The 19,188-nt window shown below is 71.4% G+C and carries 17 protein-coding genes; 6 read left to right on the plus strand and 11 right to left on the minus strand.

All coding sequences use genetic code 11. The features are described from left to right. Together SY2F82_RS27535 and SY2F82_RS27540 are read left to right on the plus strand one after the other, a co-directional pair. Positions 1-1,617 (plus strand): APC family permease (locus SY2F82_RS27535; RefSeq protein WP_200421848.1); only part of this gene is annotated, 1,617 nt, incomplete at its 5' end. A 197-nt stretch (positions 1,618-1,814) separates the two neighbouring features. After that, positions 1,815-2,516, plus strand: a complete 702-nt coding sequence (locus SY2F82_RS27540; RefSeq protein WP_200421849.1) for an HdeD family acid-resistance protein — start codon at positions 1,815-1,817, stop codon at positions 2,514-2,516. 160 nt (positions 2,517-2,676) lie between these two features. On the opposite strand, the gene SY2F82_RS27545 is transcribed toward SY2F82_RS27540, so the two are convergent. The 7 genes from SY2F82_RS27545 to SY2F82_RS27575 all read right to left on the minus strand — a co-directional run bounded on the left by SY2F82_RS27545 (position 2,677) and on the right by SY2F82_RS27575 (position 10,193). Next, positions 2,677-3,150, minus strand: coding sequence for a nuclear transport factor 2 family protein (locus SY2F82_RS27545; RefSeq protein ID WP_200421850.1), 474 nt, complete (start codon positions 3,148-3,150; stop codon positions 2,677-2,679). 120 nt (positions 3,151-3,270) lie between these two features. After that, on the minus strand, positions 3,271-4,770 hold the full coding sequence (locus tag SY2F82_RS27550) for a metallophosphoesterase (RefSeq protein ID WP_200421851.1): 1,500 nt from the start codon (positions 4,768-4,770) through the stop codon (positions 3,271-3,273). Positions 4,771-4,819: 49 nt separating this feature from the next. After that, positions 4,820-5,632 (minus strand): 1-acyl-sn-glycerol-3-phosphate acyltransferase, encoded by an 813-nt coding sequence (locus tag SY2F82_RS27555; protein ID WP_200422142.1) that lies wholly within the window; start codon positions 5,630-5,632, stop codon positions 4,820-4,822. Between the two features lie 173 nt (positions 5,633-5,805). Further along, the gene (locus SY2F82_RS27560; RefSeq protein WP_200421852.1) at positions 5,806-6,576 is read right to left on the minus strand and encodes a GNAT family N-acetyltransferase; all 771 of its coding nucleotides are present in this window, start codon (positions 6,574-6,576) and stop codon (positions 5,806-5,808) included. A 239-nt stretch (positions 6,577-6,815) separates the two neighbouring features. After that, positions 6,816-7,565 carry a succinate dehydrogenase/fumarate reductase iron-sulfur subunit gene (locus SY2F82_RS27565; RefSeq protein ID WP_200421853.1) on the minus strand — a complete coding sequence of 250 codons (750 nt, stop codon included), beginning with the start codon at positions 7,563-7,565 and terminating at the stop codon, positions 6,816-6,818. Next, on the minus strand, positions 7,562-9,520 hold the full coding sequence (locus tag SY2F82_RS27570) for a fumarate reductase/succinate dehydrogenase flavoprotein subunit (protein WP_200421854.1): 1,959 nt from the start codon (positions 9,518-9,520) through the stop codon (positions 7,562-7,564). The genes SY2F82_RS27565 and SY2F82_RS27570 overlap by 4 nt, the downstream gene beginning before the upstream one ends. Position 9,521: 1 nt before the next feature. After that, positions 9,522-10,193, minus strand: coding sequence for a succinate dehydrogenase (locus SY2F82_RS27575; RefSeq protein WP_200422143.1), 672 nt, complete (start codon positions 10,191-10,193; stop codon positions 9,522-9,524). A 120-nt stretch (positions 10,194-10,313) separates the two neighbouring features. Here SY2F82_RS27575 and SY2F82_RS27580 point away from each other — a divergent pair, with 120 nt between their 5' ends. Beyond that, positions 10,314-11,198 (plus strand): LysR family transcriptional regulator, encoded by an 885-nt coding sequence (locus tag SY2F82_RS27580; RefSeq protein WP_200421855.1) that lies wholly within the window; start codon positions 10,314-10,316, stop codon positions 11,196-11,198. A gap of 12 nt (positions 11,199-11,210) precedes the next feature. Here SY2F82_RS27580 and SY2F82_RS27585 read toward each other — a convergent pair whose 3' ends face one another. Then, entirely contained in the window at positions 11,211-12,101 is an 891-nt protein-coding gene (locus tag SY2F82_RS27585; RefSeq protein WP_200421856.1) for an NAD(P)H-binding protein, read from the minus strand. A 121-nt stretch (positions 12,102-12,222) separates the two neighbouring features. Here SY2F82_RS27585 and SY2F82_RS27590 point away from each other — a divergent pair, with 121 nt between their 5' ends. After that, complete coding sequence (locus SY2F82_RS27590) at positions 12,223-13,086, plus strand: LysR family transcriptional regulator (RefSeq protein WP_200421857.1); 864 nt, start codon at positions 12,223-12,225, stop codon at positions 13,084-13,086. Positions 13,087-13,090: 4 nt separating this feature from the next. Here the strand turns inward: SY2F82_RS27590 and SY2F82_RS27595 are convergent, their stop codons facing one another. From SY2F82_RS27595 to SY2F82_RS27605, 3 genes are all read right to left on the minus strand, one after another. After that, on the minus strand, positions 13,091-15,247 hold the full coding sequence (locus SY2F82_RS27595) for a bifunctional diguanylate cyclase/phosphodiesterase (protein WP_200421858.1): 2,157 nt from the start codon (positions 15,245-15,247) through the stop codon (positions 13,091-13,093). Further along, the gene (locus SY2F82_RS27600) at positions 15,244-16,056 is read right to left on the minus strand and encodes an SAM-dependent methyltransferase (protein ID WP_200421859.1); all 813 of its coding nucleotides are present in this window, start codon (positions 16,054-16,056) and stop codon (positions 15,244-15,246) included. The genes SY2F82_RS27595 and SY2F82_RS27600 overlap by 4 nt, the downstream gene beginning before the upstream one ends. 311 nt (positions 16,057-16,367) lie before the next feature. Continuing rightward, positions 16,368-17,318 (minus strand): SCO0930 family lipoprotein, encoded by a 951-nt coding sequence (locus tag SY2F82_RS27605; RefSeq protein WP_200421860.1) that lies wholly within the window; start codon positions 17,316-17,318, stop codon positions 16,368-16,370. Between the two features lie 298 nt (positions 17,319-17,616). Between SY2F82_RS27605 and SY2F82_RS27610 the strand changes: the two genes are divergently transcribed. Next, the gene (locus tag SY2F82_RS27610; protein ID WP_236041831.1) at positions 17,617-18,207 is read left to right on the plus strand and encodes a hypothetical protein; all 591 of its coding nucleotides are present in this window, start codon (positions 17,617-17,619) and stop codon (positions 18,205-18,207) included. Positions 18,208-18,223: 16 nt separating this feature from the next. Beyond that, positions 18,224-18,988 (plus strand): DUF4239 domain-containing protein, encoded by a 765-nt coding sequence (locus SY2F82_RS27615; RefSeq protein WP_200421862.1) that lies wholly within the window; start codon positions 18,224-18,226, stop codon positions 18,986-18,988. The last annotated feature ends 200 nt before the right edge of the window (positions 18,989-19,188 follow it).

The following is a 19,188-nucleotide window of genomic DNA, read 5'->3' on the forward strand; positions in this document are numbered from 1 at the left end:
CTGCTCTCCTTCTGGCAGGGCAAGCTCTTCGTCCTCACCCTGCTCGGCTTCGCCGCCACCGACTTCCTGATCACCATCACCCTCTCCGCCGCCGACGCCTCCACCCATCTGGTGGAGAACCCGCATCTGACGGGTCTGCTGCACGGGAAGGAGATGGTGATCACCCTCTTCCTCGTGGCACTGCTGGGCGCCGTCTTCCTCAAGGGCTTCCTGGAGGCGATCGGTGTCGCGGTCGCCCTGGTGGTGACCTATCTGGGCCTGAACGCCGTCGTGGTGGCCGTCGGCCTGTGGCACGTGGTCACCGCCGGACATGTGGTGACCGACTGGAGCAACGCCCTGACCGCCCAGCACGGCAACGTGCTCGCCATGGTCGGCGTGTCACTGATCGTCTTCCCGAAGCTGGCGCTCGGCCTGTCCGGCTTCGAGACCGGTGTCGCCGTCATGCCCCACGTCCAGGGCGACCCCGGCGACACCGAGGACAGGCCCGCAGGCCGGATCCGGGACACCAAGAAGCTGCTCACGGCCGCCGCGCTGATCATGAGCGTCTTCCTGATCGCCACCAGCTTCATCACCACCGTGCTGATCCCGGCGAAGGAGTTCGAGCCGGGCGGCCAGGCGAACGGCCGTGCGCTGGCGTACCTCGCCCACGAGTATCTGGGCGGCGGATTCGGCACCCTCTACGACATCTCGACGATCGCGATCCTGTGGTTCGCGGGCGCCTCCGCCATGGCCGGGCTGCTCAACCTGATGCCCCGCTACCTGCCCCGCTACGGCATGGCCCCGCACTGGGCCCGCGCGGTGCGCCCCATGGTCATCGTCTTCACCCTGATCGCCTTCCTGGTCACCTGGATCTTCGACGCCAACGTCGACGCCCAGGGCGGCGCCTACGCCACCGGCGTCCTGGTGCTGATGTCGTCCGCGGCGATCGCGGTGACCATCGCCGCGCGCAAGGCCCGTCAACGGGGCTGGACCATCGGCTTCGCGGTCGTCTCGGCGGTCCTGTTGTACGTCACCGTCGTCAACGTCATCGAGCGGCCGGACGGTGTGAAGATCGGCGCCTGCTTCATCGCCGGGATCATCCTCGTTTCGCTGCTGTCGCGGCTGGCCCGTGCCTTCGAGCTCCGTGTGACCAGCGTGACGCTCGACGACATGGCGGAACGTTTCGTCAGGGATACCGCCAGCCGACGCATCCGCTTCGTCGCCAATGAGCCGGACCGGCGCGACCTGGCGGAGTACCGCGAAAAGATCGAGCAGATCCGGGCGGACAACGACGTCACGGCCCAGGAGGACTTCGTCTTCGTGGAGGTGACCGTCGGCGACCCCTCGGAGTTCGAGGCGGGGCTGGTCGTGCGGGGAGAGGTGCTGCACGGCCGCTACCGCGTCCTGACGCTGGAGTCGTCCTCGATCCCCAACGCTCTGGCGGCGCTGCTGCTGCACGTCCGTGACACGACCGGCTGCATCCCGCACATCTACTTCGAGTGGACCGAGGGCGGCCCGTTCGCCAACTTCCTGCGCTTCTTCCTCTTCGGTCAGGGGGAGGTGGCCCCGGTCACCCGGGAGGTGCTCCGGGAGGCAGAGCCGGACCGCAAGCGGCGACCGCGGGTCCACGTCGGCTGAGCGGGGGCCCGTCGGTCCGAGGGCCGGGGCCTTCAGGGGGCGCGCCTGAGGCGGCGGACCGTTCTCGCGTTCGAGGAGTGGCCGTGCGCCACGGACCACCGCCGCATCCTCCGTCCCACCGAGCGGCATGAGGCCGATCGGGTGACGATGGACGTGTACTGACGTGACCACGCCGCTCCCAGAAGGAGGCAGGTGTCATGACATCTCCTTCCGATTCCCCGGGCCCCGTTCCCGCACGCGGCACAGAACCGCGAACGCAACAGACACCGCGAACACAAGAGACTCCCCTGGCCGAGGGCATGGCTGCCCTGGCGAACATGGGCTGGCAGATCCTGCTCACCATGGGCCTCGCCAGCATCGCCCTGGGCGTCGTCGCCCTGGTCTGGCCGGGCGCGACGCTGCGCGTCGCCGGCGTGCTCTTCGGCATCTATCTGCTGGTCACCGGCGTCTTCCAGCTCGCCGCCGCCTTCGGCACCCACGTCGCCCGGCACCTTCGTGTACTGCACTTCATCACCGGTGCGGCCTCCATCCTGCTGGGGTTGATCTCCTTCCGGGGCCCCCTGGAGTCGCTGCTGCTGCTCGCCCTGTGGATCGGCTTCAGCTGGCTGCTGCGCGGCACCACGGAGACGGCCGCGGCGGCATCCGTCCAGGACATGCCGGCGCGCGGCTGGCACGTGGCCTTCGGCATCATCGGCGCTCTGGCCGGCATCGTGATGATCATCATGCCGTTCGCCTCGATCGCAACACTCACCCTGGTCGTGGGCGTCATGGCCATAGTCCTGGGCCTGACCGAGGTGGTCCGCGCGATCAGGACGCGCATCGAGATCGGCCAACTCGCTGCGGGCACAACCACCCAGCGGCGCCCCCTCTTCCACGCCCGCCCGCACCCCCAGCACTGATCGGCGGGGCCGGTGACCAGTGGCTTTCATCGCGAGTCGGTCGCGTTCGGTGTGCGCGCCGTCGCCCGAGCACGACCGTACGGCGCCAGTCGACTCGTACCGGAGACCGACCCGGGTCGCGGGGCCGGGGCGGCGCAGGGCACGGCGCGCCGCCCAGTGGTCACAGTCCCAGGTCGCTCAGCCCCGGGTGGTCGTCGGGTCTGCGTCCCGGTGGCCAGTGGAACAGGCGGTCCTGCGCCTGGAGGGGGAGGTCGTTGATGGATGCGAGTCGCCGGCGCATCAGGCCGTTGTCGTCGAACTCCCAGTTCTCGTTGCCGTAGGAGCGGAACCAGTTGCCCGAGTCGTCGTGGCACTCGTAGGCGAACCGCACGGCGATGCGGTTGCCGTCGACGGCCCAGAGCTCCTTGATGAGCCGGTAGTCCAGCTCGCGGCGCCACTTGCGGGTGAGGAAGGCGACGATCTCGTCGCGGCCGGTCACGAACTCCGCCCGGTTGCGCCAGCGGGAGTCCACCGTGTAGGCGAGTGCGACCTTCTCCGGGTCGCGGGTGTTCCAGGCGTCTTCCGCGAGCCGCACCTTCTCCGTGGCGGTGTCGTGGGTGAACGGCGGGAACGGTGGACGGGGTGGGTGCGTCATATGACCTCCGCGAAGGTGAGAACGGTGGTCCCCACTCGGGCGACCACGGTACGAGACCGCTGGTTCTCCCGCAGCCGCGACAGTCCGGACGCGCGCAACACCCCGCCCCACCCTTCGCTCTCACACAAGCGGAATGGTCACCTCGTCCTCGACGGGCGGGTCGAGTTCCTCGCGCCGGTTGCCGGTCGCGGCGAAACAGCGCAGCCGGACCGCCTCCGGGGTGACGTCCAGGCGCAGGAAGCTCTTGAAGAACGGCGGGCTGTAAGTGGCCGAACTCGGCGAGAAGAGCTGGGTGTAGATCTTGCGGACGGGCAGCCGGAAACGGGAGGTCCGGTCGGGGCGCCCTCCGGCGCCCAGCAGACCGGCGACGAGGCGGGTGCGCCAGGTGACCCGCGCGGGTGTCGCCTGGCTGCGGGTCGGGGGGATGCCCAGGCGCTCGGCGATGACGGCGGTCGCCTCGGCCTCGGTGAGGGTGAAGAAGCGGCGCAGCCGCAGCCGGCGTCCGTAGAGCCTGCTGTAGAAGGCGAGGGAGTCGCCGCGCAGCGGGTAGCAGCGGAAGTCCTTCTCGGTGACGTTCGCGATGGACACGCGCGGGATGGTGTGGGTGGCGTGCATGAACGCGCCGCCGCCGCCGGAGACCACGTACTGGATGGTGCGGCCGTCCACCTCCACCGGGTAGCGCTGGTAGTTGTGGATGTCTCCGCCGATCGCCGCGACATAGCGGTGGTCCGGGTCGCGGACGATGTCGTCGACTGTGCCGCCGCCGTCGATGGGGCAGGGGTGGTGCTCGCCGTCCACGTACAGCGGCGAGCCGGTGATGAGGATCTTGGGGCGGGGGCCCCGGGAGACCTCCCGTAGCCAGCGGCCCTGTTCGGCGTCGATGGTGCCGAGCAGACCGGTGTCGATGCCGACGATACGGACGGGTCCGGCGTCGATGGCCCAGTACGGGCCGGGCTGCACGGCCTGCTGCTCGGGTGCGGAGCGCAACGCGCGTGCCTCGGCGAGGCGTTGTTCGTCCTGTGCCCCCGGGCGATGCCACAGCAGGGAGCGCAGCCGGGCGCGGAGCGACGGGCGGGAGGCCGGGTCGGGGGCGAGCGGCGGGGCGTCGCAGAAGACGCTCATGAACCCGTACAGGTCCTCGTACCAGTCGTGGTTGCCGGGTATGGCGTAGATGGGTGCCCGGTAGTCCTGGTAGGGGCGGAAGAACTTGGTCCCGTAGTCGGCGGTCGCGCCGACCGGGTAGATCACGTCGCTGGCCATGACGGCGAAACTGGTGTCCTGACCCACCTTCAGGAACCCCGGCACCACGGCGTACTGGGGGTCGTCCCCCTCGCCGGTGTCCCCGAGGACCATGAAGGAGAAGCGGTCCTGGTCGTCGCGCCGGATCACCCTGTCCGCGGGCGCGCCCGCCGCCTCGCACTGTTCCGCCCAGCGGCTCCGGGTACGGCCGGTGGGGTCGCCGAACCAGGAGGCCAGCACGCCGTTGCGTGCCGCCCAGAGAGTCCTCGGGTTCAGCCAGGAGAGCTTTTCGACATGACCGGGCATCAAGTCCCGGTAGCTGCCGCGTTCTACGGCGCCCCAGCCGGCGCCCTCGGCGGTATCGCGTGAGGATTCGGACACCGGTGCACCGTAGCAATGACCGCCGGCGCACCGGAGCGGCGAGGGTGCCTCAGAGGTGCGCGTGCGGGTCCGGTGGTGCGCGCTCCGGGATTCCGACGGCCCGCTGGGCGGCCAGGGCGAGGGCGCGGCGGTCCGGCGCGCCGCCCGGCGCCAGTACGGGCATCACCCGGACCTCGGCGACGAGGTCGCGTGCCGTGAGGACCCGCCACACGGAGGTGAGCAGGGAGTCGCTGCCCACGAACGCGGGGGCGGTGCTCGCCGGGCCTGAGTCGTACCGGTAGTGGAGCCGTACCGGCTGGACGGGCGCGGCCGCGTCCAGTGCCGCCTGGAAGGCGGCGCGCCGGAAGCGGCCCTGCGCCCTGCCGCACCAGGTGCTGCCCTCGGGGAACACCACGACCGCCGAACCACCGCGCAGACCGTCCGCGATGCGGGCGACCGTGTCGGGCAGCGCCCGCAGCCGGTTCCGGTCGATGAACAGGGCACCGCTGAGGGCGGTCAGCGCACCCGCCACCGGCCACTGCCGGATGTCGGACTTGGCGAGCATCCGGCCGGGCCGCACGGCGGCGAGCAGCGGGATGTCCAGCCAGGACACGTGGTTGGCGACCATCAGCAGGCCGCCGTACGGCGGGGCGGCCCCGGTGATCCGCACCCGGACGCCCGTGGCGCGCACGACCGTTCGGCACCAGGTCCGGACGGCCCGTTCGCGCGGTGCGACGGGTATCCGGCGGACGACCGGGAAGAGCGCGAGCCCGGCGACCATCAGCGTCAGGACTGCCGCGAACCGCAGGACGGCGCGCGGTACGGCGGCCGCCGACGCCACGGCCTCCACGCAGGACTGCGGCGAGCAGGGGGCGCTGGGCATCCAGGGGCTCGCCGGGGCGGGCGCCGGCACGTGCACCTCGACGCGCCGCGGCCTGGGCACCGCGACCGGGGCCGGCAGCGTCGTCGTGCTCGCGAGCACCGGGGTGCCGCGGCGCGGTCGCAGGGCGGAGCGGACACGGGACACGTTCGTCACTGCGGTCCGGGGGGTGTTCATCACGCCGGGACGAGCGAGAGGAAGTGCCGCAGATAGCGCGCGTTGATCCGGCGCATCGACAGCAGCACGTACAGGTCGGCGACGCCGAAGTCCGGGTCGTGGGCGGGCTCCCCGCAGACCCAGGCGCCCAGGCGGAGGTAACCGCGCAGCAGCGGGGGCAGCTCGGTGTGCCCTTCCGGGGCCGGCGTCCCGGGGCGCCAGGGCAGCAGCGGCCGTACCCGGTACTCCTCGGGCGCCAGGTACTTGGCCTGCACCCGCTCCCAGGTGGCCGCGGCGAGGGCACCGCCGTCGGCGAGCGGCAGGGAGCAGCAGCCGGCCAGCCACTCGTGGCCGCCGTCCACCATGTAGCGGGCTATGCCGGCCCAGATCAGCCCGATGACCGTGCCGTCGCGGTGGTCGGGGTGGACACAGGTGCGGCCCACCTCGACGAGCCCGGAGCGGATCGGCGCGAGCGGGCCGAGGTCGAACTCGCCCTCCGAGTACAGCCGCCCGGCGATCGCGGCCCGCTCGGGCGGCAGCAGCCGGTAGGTGCCCACGACCTGACCGGTCACCGTGTCCGTCACGAGCAGGTGGTCGCAGTACGCGTCGAAGGCGTCGATGTCCAGGCCGGGCTGCGGGGTGGACAGAAGGGCGCCCATCTCCCCGGCGAAGACGTCGTGGCGCAGCCGCTGCGCGGCCCGGACGTCGGCCTCGTCACGGGCGAGGGAGACGGTGTAGCGGGTGGGCGCCAGCGGCGGTGGGGGGCTGGCGAGGGCGGAAACGCCGGTCATGGCTCTCTCCTGGTCACGGGCCTTTTCGGCGGTGCGGACGCAGACCTGAGCGGTTCGGTCTGCGCGCTCCTGTTCTTCCGATGCCGATTGGCCTGCGCGTGACCCACGAAGGGAGAGCGGGTGTGAGGTTGTTGAATGCCAGGGGTGCCCGGACGGTGCCTGGCGGGACCGGGTCTTGAGCACCACACCCGGTCCCGCCCGTCCGCACCCTGCCGGCGAACGTTCCCATCTGGGCGGCTCTACCGCCTGCCCACTTTGCGGGCGGCCCGCAGCCACTCCTTGTTCATGTTCGTGATGGAGACCAGCGGGATGCCCTTGGGGCACGCGGTGGCGCACTCGCCGGTGAGGGTGCAGCCGCCGAAGCCCTCCTCGTCCATCTGGGCCACCATGTCCAGTACGCGGGTCTCGCGCTCGGGCGCGCCCTGCGGCAGGACGTTGAGGTGGTTGATCTTGGCCGAGGTGAACAGCATCGCCGCGCCGTTGGGGCAGGCGGCCACGCAGGCGCCGCAGCCGATGCACTCGGCGTGCTCGAAGGCGTAGTCGGCGTCCGCCTTGGGCACGGGGGTGGCGTGGGCCTCTGGCGCGGAGCCGGTCGGAGCGGTGATGTAGCCGCCGGCCTGGATGATCCGGTCGAAGGCCGAGCGGTCCACGACCAGGTCCTTGACCACGGGGAAGGCGGCGGCCCGCCACGGCTCGACGTCGATGGTGTCGCCGTCCTCGAAGGACCGCATGTGCAGCTGGCAGGTCGTGGTGCGCTCGGGGCCGTGCGCGTCACCGTTGATCACCAGGCTGCACGCGCCGCAGATACCCTCGCGGCAGTCGTGGTCGAAGGCGACGGGTTCCTCGCCGGAGAGGATGAGCTGTTCGTTGAGGACGTCCAGCATCTCCAGGAAGGACATGTCGGGCGAGATGCCGTCCACCTCGTAGGTGGACATGGCGCCGTCGGCGTCGGCGTTCTTCTGCCGCCAGACGCGCAGGGTGAGCTTCATGCGTAGCTCCGCTGGGTGGGGTGGACGTACTCGAAGACCAGGTCTTCCTTGTGGAGGGTCGGGGCCTCGCCCGTACCCGTGAACTCCCAGACGGCCGCGTAGGAGAACTCGTCGTCCTTGCGGGCGGCCTCGCCGTCCGGGGTCTGGGACTCCTCGCGGAAGTGGCCGCCGCAGGACTCGGTGCGGTGCAGCGCGTCGAGGCACATCAGCTCGGCGAGCTCCAGGTAGTCGACGATGCGGTTGGCCTTCTCCAGCGACTGGTTGAGCTCCTCGCCGGTGCCGGGCACCTTGATCCGCCGCCAGAACTCCTCACGGATCTGCGGGATCCGCTCCAGGGCCTTGCGCAGACCGGAGTCGCTGCGGGCCATGCCGCAGAACTCCCACATCAGCTCGCCGAGCTCGCGGTGGAAGGAGTCCGGGGTACGGTCGCCGTCGACGGAGAGCAGCAGGTTCAGCCGGTCCTCGGTCTCGGCCAGCACCTCCTGCACGGCGGGGTGCTCGGCGGTGACGGCGTCTTCATCGGCCCGGTGCGGGTTGCGGGCCAGGTAGTCGTTGATGGTCGCCGGGAGGACGAAGTAGCCGTCGGCCAGGCCCTGCATCAGCGCGGAGGCGCCGAGGCGGTTGGCGCCGTGGTCGGAGAAGTTGGCCTCGCCGATCGCGAACAGGCCCGGGACCGTCGTCTGCAGGTCGTAGTCGACCCACAGGCCGCCCATCGTGTAGTGCACGGCGGGGTAGATCCGCATCGGCACCTCGTACGGATCCTCGTCGGTGATCCGCCGGTACATGTCGAAGAGATTGCCGTACTTGGCCTCGACGGCCCCCCGGCCCATGCGCAGAATCGCGTCCGCGAAGTCGAGGTAGACGCCCTGGCCGCCGGGGCCGACGCCGCGGCCCTCGTCGCAGACGTTCTTCGCGGCGCGGGAGGCGATGTCCCGCGGGACCAGGTTGCCGAAGGACGGGTAGATGCGCTCCAGGTAGTAGTCGCGCTCGTCCTCGGGGATCTCGTTCGGCGGGCGGTTGTCGCCCTTGGCCTTGGGCACCCAGATCCGGCCGTCGTTGCGCAGCGACTCGCTCATCAGGGTGAGCTTGGACTGGTGGTCGCCGGTACGCGGGATGCAGGTCGGGTGGATCTGTGTGAAGCAGGGGTTGGCGAAGTAGGCGCCGCGCCGGTGCGCCCGCCAGATCGCGGTCGCGTTGGAGTTCATGGCGTTCGTCGACAGGTAGAAGACGTTGCCGTAGCCGCCGGAGGCCAGGACGACGGCGTCCGCGAAGTACGTGTCGATCCTGCCGGTGATCAGGTCGCGGGCGACGATGCCGCGGGCCCGGCCGTCGATGACGATCAGGTCGAGCATCTCGGTGCGCGGGTGCATCTCGACGTTCCCGGCGGCGATCTGCCGCGACAGCGCCTGGTAGGCGCCCAGCAGGAGCTGCTGGCCCGTCTGGCCGCGGGCGTAGAAGGTGCGGGAGACCTGGACGCCGCCGAAGGAGCGGGTGTCCAGCAGGCCGCCGTACTCGCGGGCGAAGGGCACGCCCTGCGCCACGCACTGGTCGATGATCTCCACCGAGATCTGGGCCAGGCGGTGGACGTTGGACTCGCGGGCGCGGAAGTCGCCGCCCTTGACGGTGTCGTAGAAGAGCCGGTGGATCGAGTCGCCGTCGTTGCGGTAGTTCTTCGCCGCGTTGATGCCGCCCTGCGCGGCGATCGAGTGGGCGCGGCGCGGGGAGTCCTGGTAGCAGAACTGGACGACGTGGTAGCCCTGTTCGGCGAGGGTGGCGCCCGCGGAGCCGCCGGCGAGGCCGGTGCCGACGACGATGATCGTGTGCTTGCGGCGGTTGGCGGGGTTGACCAGCTTGGCCTCGAAGCGGCGCTTGTCCCAGCGCTCGTGGATGGGGCCGGAGGGGGCCTTGCCGTCGACGACCGGGTCGCCGGTCGTGTAGTTCACGTAGTCGGTCATGTCAGCTCACCACTCCGGTCATGACGCCCACGGGTACGGCGATGAATCCGGCCGTGAGCAGCAGCGCGAGGACGTTGGCGACGGTCTTCAGGGCGCGGTCGCGCCTCCGGCTGCCGACGCCGAGGGTCTGGGCGGCGCTCCAGAAGCCGTGCCGGATGTGCAGGCCGAGCGCCAGCATCGCGACGATGTAGACGACGTTGCTGTACCAGTGGGAGAAGTCGTCGACGACGTTCTGGTACGGATGTCCGGGCTGGAAGCTGCCCGGGTGCACGGTGCCGGTGGTCAGGTCCAGGACGTGCCAGACGATGAACAGGCCGAGGATGATCCCGCCCCAGCGCATGGTGCGGGTGGCGTAGCTCGCCCGCGGCCTTTTGTGCACGTACTTGCTGGGCCGGGCCTTGATGTCGCGGCGGCTGAGCTGGTAGGCGGAGACGGCGTGGGCGACGACGGCCACGATCAGGACGATCCGGATGAGCCAGAGCGTCCACTCGTAGTGCATGAACGGCTCGCCGACGGTGCGCAGCCAGTGGGCGTAGTGGTTGAACTCGCCCGCCCCGAAGTAGATCTTCAGGTTTCCGATCATGTGGGCAACCAGGTACAGCAGCATGATCAGGCCGCTGACCGCCATCACGGTCTTCTTGCCGACGGTGGAGTCCCACACGGTGCGTGCCATGGACGGCCGTCGGTCCGTCCGCGTTGCCAGTGCCATGTCACAGCACGCTAGGGCCGAATGTCCTCATCGGTCCAAGACATGGTCCGGCTCGTTTCGATAGATGCTTCCTATGATGGATGAGTGCAGTTCCAGCAGCTCCAGTACTTCGTGGCCGTCGCCGAGACCCGACACTTCACCCGGGCCGCGGAGTTGGTCCATGTCGCCCAGCCCTCGCTGTCGCAGCAGATCAGGGCGCTGGAGCGGGAGCTGGGGGCGGATCTGTTCCTGCGGGCGCGCGGCAACATCACGCTCACCGACGCCGGGGAGGCGCTGCTGCCCCTGGCCCGCCGGATCCTGGCCGACGCGGACACGGCCCGGCACGAGGTGCAGGAGCTGGTGCAGCTGCGCAGCGGCCGGATCCGCCTGGGCGCCACCCCGAGCCTGTGCACCGGCCTGCTGCCGGATGTGCTGCGCGCCTTCCACGACCGCTACCCCGGCATCCGGCTGCTGATCGAGGAGGGCGGCTCCCACGACCTCGTACGGGAGCTCGCGCGCGGCGCCCTCGACCTGGCGCTGATCGTGCTGCCGCTGCCCACCCCCTCCCCCGCCCTGACCACGGTGGAGCTGCTGCGCGAGGACCTGGTGGTGGTGTCCTCCCCGGACGCGCCCCGACCCGGCGGCGGTCGCCGCACGGTCCGGATCGCGGATCTGGAGGGCGAGCGCCTGGTGATGTTCCGGCACGGCTACGACCTGAGGGAACTCACCGTGGCGGCGTGCCGCGCCGAGGGCTTCGAGCCGGTCTTCGCGGTGGAGGGCGGCGAGATGGACGCGGTGCTGGGCTTCGTGCGGGCGGGCCTGGGCGTGGCCGTGGTCCCGCGGATGGTCGCCACCCGTTCCGGGCGCGGGCTGCGGGTGACGCCGCTGGCCCGGCCCGGACTGCACCGGACGATCGCCCTGGCCCACCGCAGCGATGTGGCACCGCCGCGTGCGGCGCGGGAGCTGCAGCGGATGCTGCTGGAGCGGTGAAGCGGTCCCCGCTCAGCCGAGCACGGCCGGCTTGAGCACCTCCTCGCACCACGTGCGGAAGGCGGTGGGTGCGGTGTCGGGCGTGCTCGGCTCGGCGGCGCCGTAGAGGCCCTGGTCGTCGAGCGCTCGCACCATGTCGGCCAGGCCCTGCGCCCAGGATTCGGTCGCGCCGTGACGCACCAGCGTCGCCCTGTGGTCCTCGGCGCTGATCCGCTGGAAGCGCACCGGCCTGTCCAGCACCTCGGACACGACCCGGGCCATGCCTTCGGGGGTCAGGTCGTCGGGGCCGACCAGCGGCACATCGGCCTGGCCGGTCCAGGAGTCGTCGAGCAGCAGCCGCGCCGCGGTCGCGCCGATGTCACCGGTGGTACAGGTGCGCAGCACCCGGTCACCGTCCGCCGCCAGGAAGAAGACGCCTCCGCTGCGCATCGACTCGGCCTGGTGCAGCAGGTTCTCCATCAGGAACGGCGGGCACAGCGCCCGGTGGTGGACACCGGTGGCCCGGATGCGGTCGTCCGTGGCCAGCGAGGCGGAGATCTGCCCCGCGTTCGCCGCCACCCCGCGTCCCAGGGTGGAGACGCCGACGACGCGTTCGACCCCCTGGTTCCGGACCGCCTCGCACAGCGGCTCGGTGAAGTCGCGGAAGTGACCCTCGACGCTGTCGGCGCCGGGCGTCGGAGGCACCAGCCAGAACACCCGGTCGGCACCGGCACACGCCTTGGCGGTGACCTCGGGGTCCGCGTGCGATCCCCGGACGACCTCCACGCGGTCGCGTACGCGCGGTGTCAGGCGCGCGGGATCGCGGACGATCACCCTGATCGGCCCCACCCCGTCTCCGGCGTCGAGGAGGGCGTCGAGGACCCGGCTGCCGATCTGTCCGGTCGGGGTGGTGACGAGAATCATGGGAATCTCCGGGAAGTACGGGTTCGGAAGACGTGATCGAGACTGCTCCCCGGCCCACCGGAACTGAAGGATCGGTTCGCTCCCGGTTGTTACCCTCGAGGCAATACCGGGAGGGGGGACCGTGGAATCACGTCCGCTGCGCTACTTCGTCGCCGTCGCCGAGGAACTCAACTTCGCCCGCGCGGCCGAGCGGCTGGGCATCTCCCCTCCGCCCCTGTCCCGTGCGATCCGCCACCTGGAGGCGGAGCTCGGTGTCACCCTGTTCGAGCGGACCACGCACAGCGTGGCTCTGACCCCGGCCGGCGAGGTGCTCCTCGCGGAGGCGCGGATCGCGCTGGACGCCCTGCAGGCCGCCGCTCGACGGGCGCAGCGCGCGGCCGCCCGGGAGAGGAAACTGGTCCTGGCCGTCAAGGCCGACGGCGACGCGGGACTGCTGGAGCCGGTCCTGGAGCACTACGCCGCCGAGTCCGCTTCGGTCCCGGTGACGGTCCGTCTGTGCGGATGGCAGGAACAGCCTCGGCTGCTGCGCCTGGGTGAGGCCGATGCCGCCCTGGTCTACGAGCCGTTCGACCGCACCGGCCTGGACACCGAGACCCTGTTGGCCGAGCCGCGCGTCGCCGTCCTCGCCGCGACGCATCCACTCGCCTCCCGGGACCGGCTCGGCCTCGCCGACCTCGACCTGCGCCCCGGCGACCTGCATCAATTCATCGACGGGATGCGGCGGGAGGGCCGCGACCTCGCCCAGCTGCTCACGCTGATCGCGCTGGGCGACCTGGTCACCCTGCTGCCCGCCTCCGTCGCCGCCCGCTACCCGCGTCCGGGTGTCGCCTACCGCCCCGTCGACGACGCGCCGCCCGCGGTCCTGGCCATCGCCTGGCCGCAGCAGTCCCGTTCGACGGCCACCGCGGCGCTGGTCCGGGCGGCCGCCTCCGTGGCCGGGACCGTACGGGCACGGGCCGGGGGCGCACAGCCCGTACGGCCGTGACGGCTCAGCCCGTCGCGTCCACCAGGGCCAGTTCGTGCAGGCGCTCCGGGGGGCCGGGGCGGGCGTAGTACCAGCCCTGGGCCGTGTCACAGCCCATCATCCGCAGCTGTTCCGCCTGGGCGCCGGTCTCCACGCCCTCCACCGTGACCGCGAGGTCGAGGCTGTGGGCCAGGGAGACGATCCCCTCCACGATCTTCAGGTCGACCGGGTCCGCCGGATACTGCTGCATGCTCTGGGTGAAGGAACGGTCCAGCTTGAGGACCCGCACCGGCAGCCGGCGCAGGTTGGCGAGGTTCGAGTAGCCGGTGCCGAAGTCGTCGAGGGCGATGTCCACCCCCATCTCGGCCAGCCGGCGCAGCGGCTTGAGCAGATCGTCGTCCGCGCCGATGAGCGCCGACTCCGTGACCTCCAGGCAGAGCGCGTCCGGCTCGAGGCCGGCCCGCTCCAGGATCTCGACGGTGTCGGAGACCAGCCCCGGATGGGTGAGCTGGCAGGGCGAGAGGTTGACGTTGATGCGCAGCGGGCCGGGCTGGTCCTGCTTCTCCTGCCAGGCACGGGCCTGCCGTACCGCCTCCTGGAGCACCCAGCGGCCCAGCGGCACGATCAGCCCGGTGCGCTCGGCGAGCGGGATGAAACGGTCGGGGCCGAGCACCCCGTGCTGCGGGTGCAGCCAGCGCACCAGCGCCTCGGCGCCGTGCACCCTGCCGTCGCCGAGGTGCACCAGCGGCTGGTACTCGATGAAGAACTCGCCCCGGTTCAGGGCCGTGGGCAGCGCCGTGGTCAGCCCGTGCCGGGTGATGGCCCGGGCGTCGGCCTCGGGGTCGGCGAGCTCGTAGCGGTTGCCCCCCGCCGACTTCGCCCGGTACATGGTGATGTCCGCGCTGCGCAGCACCTCCGCCGGGCCGCGCTCCCCGACCGGGCCCTCGACGATGCCGATGCTGCCGCGCACGGTCAGCTCACGCCCGTCGACGCTGATCGGGGTGACCAGCGCGTTCATGATGCGCCCGGCGAGCTCGTCGACTCCGCGCTCGGTGTCGGGACCGGTGGTCAGCGCCACGAACTCGTCGCCGCCGAGGCGCGCGACCATCTCGCCGGGGCCGGTCGCGCAGGCCTGCAGCCGGTCGGCGACCTCGACGAGCAGCCGGTCCCCGGCCGCGTGTCCGAGACTGTCGTTGATGGTCTTGAAGCCGTCCAGGTCGAGGTAGCACAGGCCGAACCGCCGGCCCTCCCCCGCCGCCAGGGCCTTCTCCAACCGCTCGAAGAACAGGGTCCGGTTGGGCAGGCCGGTGAGCGCGTCGTGTGTGGCCTCGTACCGCAGCCGGAGGTTCAGCAGCCGCCGCTCGGTGGTGTCCTCCATGAGCGCGAGCTGGTACTGCGGATTGCCGTCGGCGTCGCGCAGCAGGGACACCGTGAGGTTGGTCCACAGGACCGTTCCGTCAGGCCGGTAGAAGGCCTTCTCCACGTGGTAGTGGTCCCGCTCACCGCGCACCAGCTCGTCGTACAGGCGCCAGACCTGCGGTGCGTCGTCGGGGTGGGTCCACTCGGCGACGTTGCGGCCGCGCATCAGTTGCTCGGAGCCGCCGAACATGCGCAGCAGGGCGCCGTTGACCTGGAGCACGTTGCCGTCGAGGTCGGCGATGCCGATGCCTATGGCGGCGCCCTCGAAGACCGCGCGGAAGCGGGCCTCTGTGGCGTGCAGGGCCTCGGCCACCTCGCCCTGGGCCGTGAGGGCGGCTTGGGCGATGGCCTCCTGTTCGGCCAGCGTGCGCTCCTTGAGCGCCGCCGCGAACCCGGCGGCCATCGCGTGCTGCAACCGTGAGCAGCGGGTGCGCTGGGCCTCCTGCGCCTCCGGGGAGGCGTCCGGGTCGCCGCAGTAGAGCACGAGGTAGGCGTCGACGCAGTCGAGGGTGCGGCTGAGGGCCTCCGGGTCGGTGCAGTGCGCGTCGATGAGCGCCGCGCCGATCCCCTTGGCCGCGGCGGCGTCGAACGCCCTGATCCGCAACGCCTCGCTCAACTGCCGGGCCAGCGGCAGCAGTCGCTCCTCGAACTCCGGCCGGGTCAGCGACGTCGAGGTCACCGGATAGACGGCCCGGCTCCAGATCGTCGCGAACCTGCGCAGTCTGTCCTCCGGTCCACCCGGTCCACCCGGTGCCGCCCTCACGCCGAGCGCCCCACGCCGGCGAACCCCGCGAACGAAAAGGGGTCCTCGTCCTCGGGTGCCGTGTCGGGCCGCCACTTCGGCATCGGCACCAGCCCGGGTTCCACCATGTCGTACCCCTCGAAGAACCGCGCGATCTCGTCGCGCGAGCGCATGATCAGCGGATTGCGGATGGTGTTGTACACGTCGACCGCGCCGTCGGCCCGCTCCTTCGGCAGCGGGATCCCCTCGTACGAGGCGTGCGTGAGAACGAGCAGGCTGCCCGGCGCGAGCGAGTCGCGCAGCTCGGCCACCGCACCGTACGGGTCGTCCGTGTCCTCCACGAAGTGCAGTATGGCAACGAGAAGGAGCGCGACTGGCCGGTTCCGGTCTATCAGTCGTTCCACCTGAGGGCTCGACAGGATCTCCTGGGGCTTGCGCAGGTCGGCCGCGACGACGTCCGCGTGCTCGTTGCCCTGGAGGACGGCCCGGCTGTGCGCGACCGCCACCGGGTCGTGGTCGACGTACACCACGCGCGCCCCCGGGTGCGCCTGCTGCGCCACCTCGTGGACGTTGCCGAAGGTCGGGATGCCGGAGCCGATGTCGAGGAACTGGGTGACGCCCTCCCCGGCGGCGAAGCGCACGGCGCGGCGCATGAAGGCCCGGTTCGCCTGCATGATCTTGGGAAGCCCCGGCATGTACTCGATGGCCCTGCGCGCCGCTTCGCGGTCGACCTCGAAGTTGTGGGAGCCGCCCAGGTAGAAGTCGTACATACGGGCGACACTCGGCACGGAGATGTCGATGCTCCGAGGGGCCCAGGCGGGGCGCTCCATGCAGCTCTCCAAGGCATTGGCGACGGTGTAGGCGATCCGGTGTTCGAGCAGAGGCTACTGATCGTCCGCCAACGGAGCGAGTAAAAACGGAAATTGACCGTCCGTTCCCGGTCACCACGTGGTGTTTCCGTGGAGAGCGGGGGCACGCGCCGCCGCCCGCGCCAAAGGGCCCACCCCCTCCGTGCGGTGCGGAGGGGGTGGACCGGTCGTGCGCGCCTGTGTCCCGTTCGTCCGGCTTGTGTGTCCACTCCCTTCCGCGTTCCGTCGCTGACTGGGTGAGGCGGTCGATCAACCTTGGGGAGGTGTGATCACTACTTCGGCGCGCCGACCGGCTTTCCGTCGGGCGAGACGGCGTACCAGGTGCCGCCCACACCCTGACCGTTGGTGTCTCCGGGGGCCTTGTCGCCGGAGAAGGTGTAGATGGGCCAGCAGTTGACGGTCATCTGCTTGGCGCCGTCGGGGCGGGTGAAGCCCATGAGGCCCTTCTTCTGGACGCCCTTGGTGTCGTCGGCCGAGACGGGGGCGACGACGGGCCACTTCTCCAGGCAGGCGCCGGTGCAGTTCGACACCGGCTCGGGCCAGGCCTTGTCCTTCAGGAAGCGGTAGACCGTCATGCCGTTCTTGTCGACGACGATCGGGCCGAGCTTGGGGTCGTTGCGGACCGACAGGCCGGGCAGGGCGGCGCCGGCCTTCTTGCCGGTGGGCGCGGTCGCGAACCAGGTGCCCTTGACTCCCTGGCCGTTGACGTCACCGGCCTTGGTGTCCTTGGCGTACCGGTACATCGGCCAGCCGGCGATGGTGAGCTGCTTGGTGCCGTCGGATCGGGTGACCTCCCCGAGCAGGGACGTGTCGATACCGGAGGCGACGGTGGCCCCTTCGGCGGGGACCGGCGGCCACGCCTTCGCGCAGTCGCCGTCGCAGGTGGACTTCGGCGGCTCGGCCGTGTCCTGGTCGAAGCGGTAGAGGGTGAAGCCGGCGCCGTCCGTGACGATCTTGCCGAGCTTCGCGTTGTCGACGACGGCGAGCTGACCCGCGGACTGCCCGCCCGCGGAGGCGGAGGCGCTCGGCGCGGCGGTGGAGTCGGCGCCGTAGCCGTTTCCGGGGAGGGAGGGGCTGGAACCCAGGCCGCCCGGGAAAGCGGTGGCCCCCACGTTCTGGCTGCCCGTCGACTGGGTGCCGCTCTGCGAACCGCACGCCGTCGTGAGCGCCAGCACGGCGGCAGCGGTCGCCACGAGGGAGGCGCTCCGCCAGGATGTCTTCATTCTCAACTCCCGCTGTCAGCTTCGGTGTTGCAGCGTCCTCTGTGCGCCGCTGTGTGGTCATGGGTACGGGCGGGAGTGCCCGGTGTGTTCAATCGGGCCGGGAATTTCTTTCCGGAACCTGTGACGCGCTTCCGGCCACCGCCCCGGCCCGCCCCCGGCACCCCTCGCACGGATGTGCCCAACTCGGCATGGAGCGGGCGTGGTTGCCCAAAACGCCTCGAAGGCGGATCTCCTTCCTTCGAGGCAATTCGCCGGGGCCCGGGCGTGCGGGGGCGCGGCGAAGCCGATGATCTCGGTCGTGCAACGACCCCAACGGCCCCGAACGGCCCTCGTCACCCGGGGGTTGGCCCTGGTGACGCTGGCGTGGTTCCTCGTGGGCGTTCCCGCCGGGGCGGCGTCGGCCGACGCGTGCGCGTACGCCTCGACCGGCCCGGGCGGCACGGAGGCGGTGGCGGTCGCGGGCGGCGACCTCTGGCCCACGCCGCCGTGCTCCGCACCGAGCCCGAGTCCCACGCCGCCACCCGGCCCCACGCCGACCCCGACTCCGACGCCCACCCCCAAGCCGCCGCCCGAGCCCCCGCCACCTCCGCGGCCGCATCCCACACCGAAGCCCGTGCCGCCGCCCCCGCCGCGCGCCCTTCCGCCGGCCCCGCGGCCGGTCCCGAGACCCGCCCCGACCCCCGTCCGCATCCCTCCGCCCGCACCGACGCCGTCGCCGACACCCCCGCCCGGGCCGAGCCCGCACCCCGCACCGACCCCGGTGCGCTATCCGGCCTACCACCCCGTGTCCCACCCGCGGCCGCCCCACGACGGGCCGTCGCCGCTCACGTTCACCCTGCTCATCGTCGCGCCCGCGGTGTTCGCCATCGCCGCGCTGCGTCCGCGCTGATCTCTGGAGGCACCTGTTGTCGGAATGGCTTGTTCTCACCCTCGCGATGGCGGCCGCGTGCGCCGTCGTGGTCGTGGTGACCCTGGTCCGGGCCCGTACGGCCGCCGTGGACGAGGACCCGTCCGAGACCCCGGACGTGATCGAGTACATGACGATGTGGATCGGCGTGGTGTACGCCATCGTGCTGGGCCTGGCCATCGCAGGGGTGTGGGAGGCCCGCAGCGCCGCCCAGGACCATGTGCAGGCCGAGGCGCAGGCGCTGCACGAGATCTCGCAGCGCGTCCGCGTCTATCCGGCCGACGTCCGCGACCGCGTCCGCGCCGACGTCAACGCGTATGTCGGCCATGTGGTCACCACCGAGTGGAAGGCCATGGCCGATCACGGCGAGGTGACCGCCCGCGGCCAGGAGCTGTTCCAGCGGATCCGTCAGGACGTCACCGACTACCACCCGAAGACGGACTACGAGGCGCAGGCGTACCAACCGCTCGTGGACCAGGTGACGGCGGCCGACGGGGCGCGCAACGCGCGCGCCGAGTCCACCGGCTCGACGATGCCGCCGGTGGTGTGGTTCGGGTTGATCGCGGGGGCGGTGGTCACCATCGGGATGGTGTTCGCGTTGCAGATCCGGCGCACGGCCCGCGAACTCCTCCTGGCGGGGCTCTTCTCGGCGCTGATCGCCTTCCTGCTCTTCCTGATCTGGGACTTCGACGCGCCCTACAGCCGGGGCGTCTCGGCCTCCTCGGAGCCGTTCCTGGCGCTGTTCCCACAGCTGCACGGCTGACGGGCCCCGTCCCCATACGGGGGCGGGCGGCCCCCGCCCTCCACGGCTCGGGCGGACCCACCGCGTCCTCAAGCGGGCGGCCACCCTCCGCGCCCGCCCCCCTTCACCGCCCCGCCTCCCCTGAGCGGCACATTCCCGTACCCCATTCGCTCTACTGGGATCGCGCCCGGCCGCCCCCTTTCTTAGCGTTTCGGGCAACG

It is taken from the genome of Streptomyces sp. Y2F8-2, assembly GCF_014905555.1.
Taxonomy (GTDB): Bacteria; Actinomycetota; Actinomycetes; order Streptomycetales; family Streptomycetaceae; genus Streptomyces; species Streptomyces cynarae.

Bases quoted from the DNA above. Each gene is read 5' to 3' on its own strand.
- SY2F82_RS27565 (WP_200421853.1), bottom strand. From the start codon at position 7,565: ATGAAGCTCACCCTGCGCGTCTGGCGGCAGAAGAACGCCGACGCCGAC.
- SY2F82_RS27560 (WP_200421852.1), bottom strand. From the start codon at position 6,576: ATGACCGGCGTTTCCGCCCTCGCCAGCCCCCCACCGCCGCTGGCGCCC.
- SY2F82_RS27540 (WP_200421849.1), top strand. From the start codon at position 1,815: ATGACATCTCCTTCCGATTCCCCGGGCCCCGTTCCCGCACGCGGCACA.
- SY2F82_RS27585 (WP_200421856.1), bottom strand. From the start codon at position 12,101: ATGATTCTCGTCACCACCCCGACCGGACAGATCGGCAGCCGGGTCCTC.
- SY2F82_RS27600 (WP_200421859.1), bottom strand. From the start codon at position 16,056: ATGGAGCGCCCCGCCTGGGCCCCTCGGAGCATCGACATCTCCGTGCCG.
- SY2F82_RS27575 (WP_200422143.1), bottom strand. From the start codon at position 10,193: ATGGCACGCACCGTGTGGGACTCCACCGTCGGCAAGAAGACCGTGATG.
- SY2F82_RS27545 (WP_200421850.1), bottom strand. From the start codon at position 3,150: ATGACGCACCCACCCCGTCCACCGTTCCCGCCGTTCACCCACGACACC.
- SY2F82_RS27570 (WP_200421854.1), bottom strand. From the start codon at position 9,520: ATGACCGACTACGTGAACTACACGACCGGCGACCCGGTCGTCGACGGC.
- SY2F82_RS27605 (WP_200421860.1), bottom strand. From the start codon at position 17,318: ATGAAGACATCCTGGCGGAGCGCCTCCCTCGTGGCGACCGCTGCCGCC.
- SY2F82_RS27555 (WP_200422142.1), bottom strand. From the start codon at position 5,632: ATGCCCAGCGCCCCCTGCTCGCCGCAGTCCTGCGTGGAGGCCGTGGCG.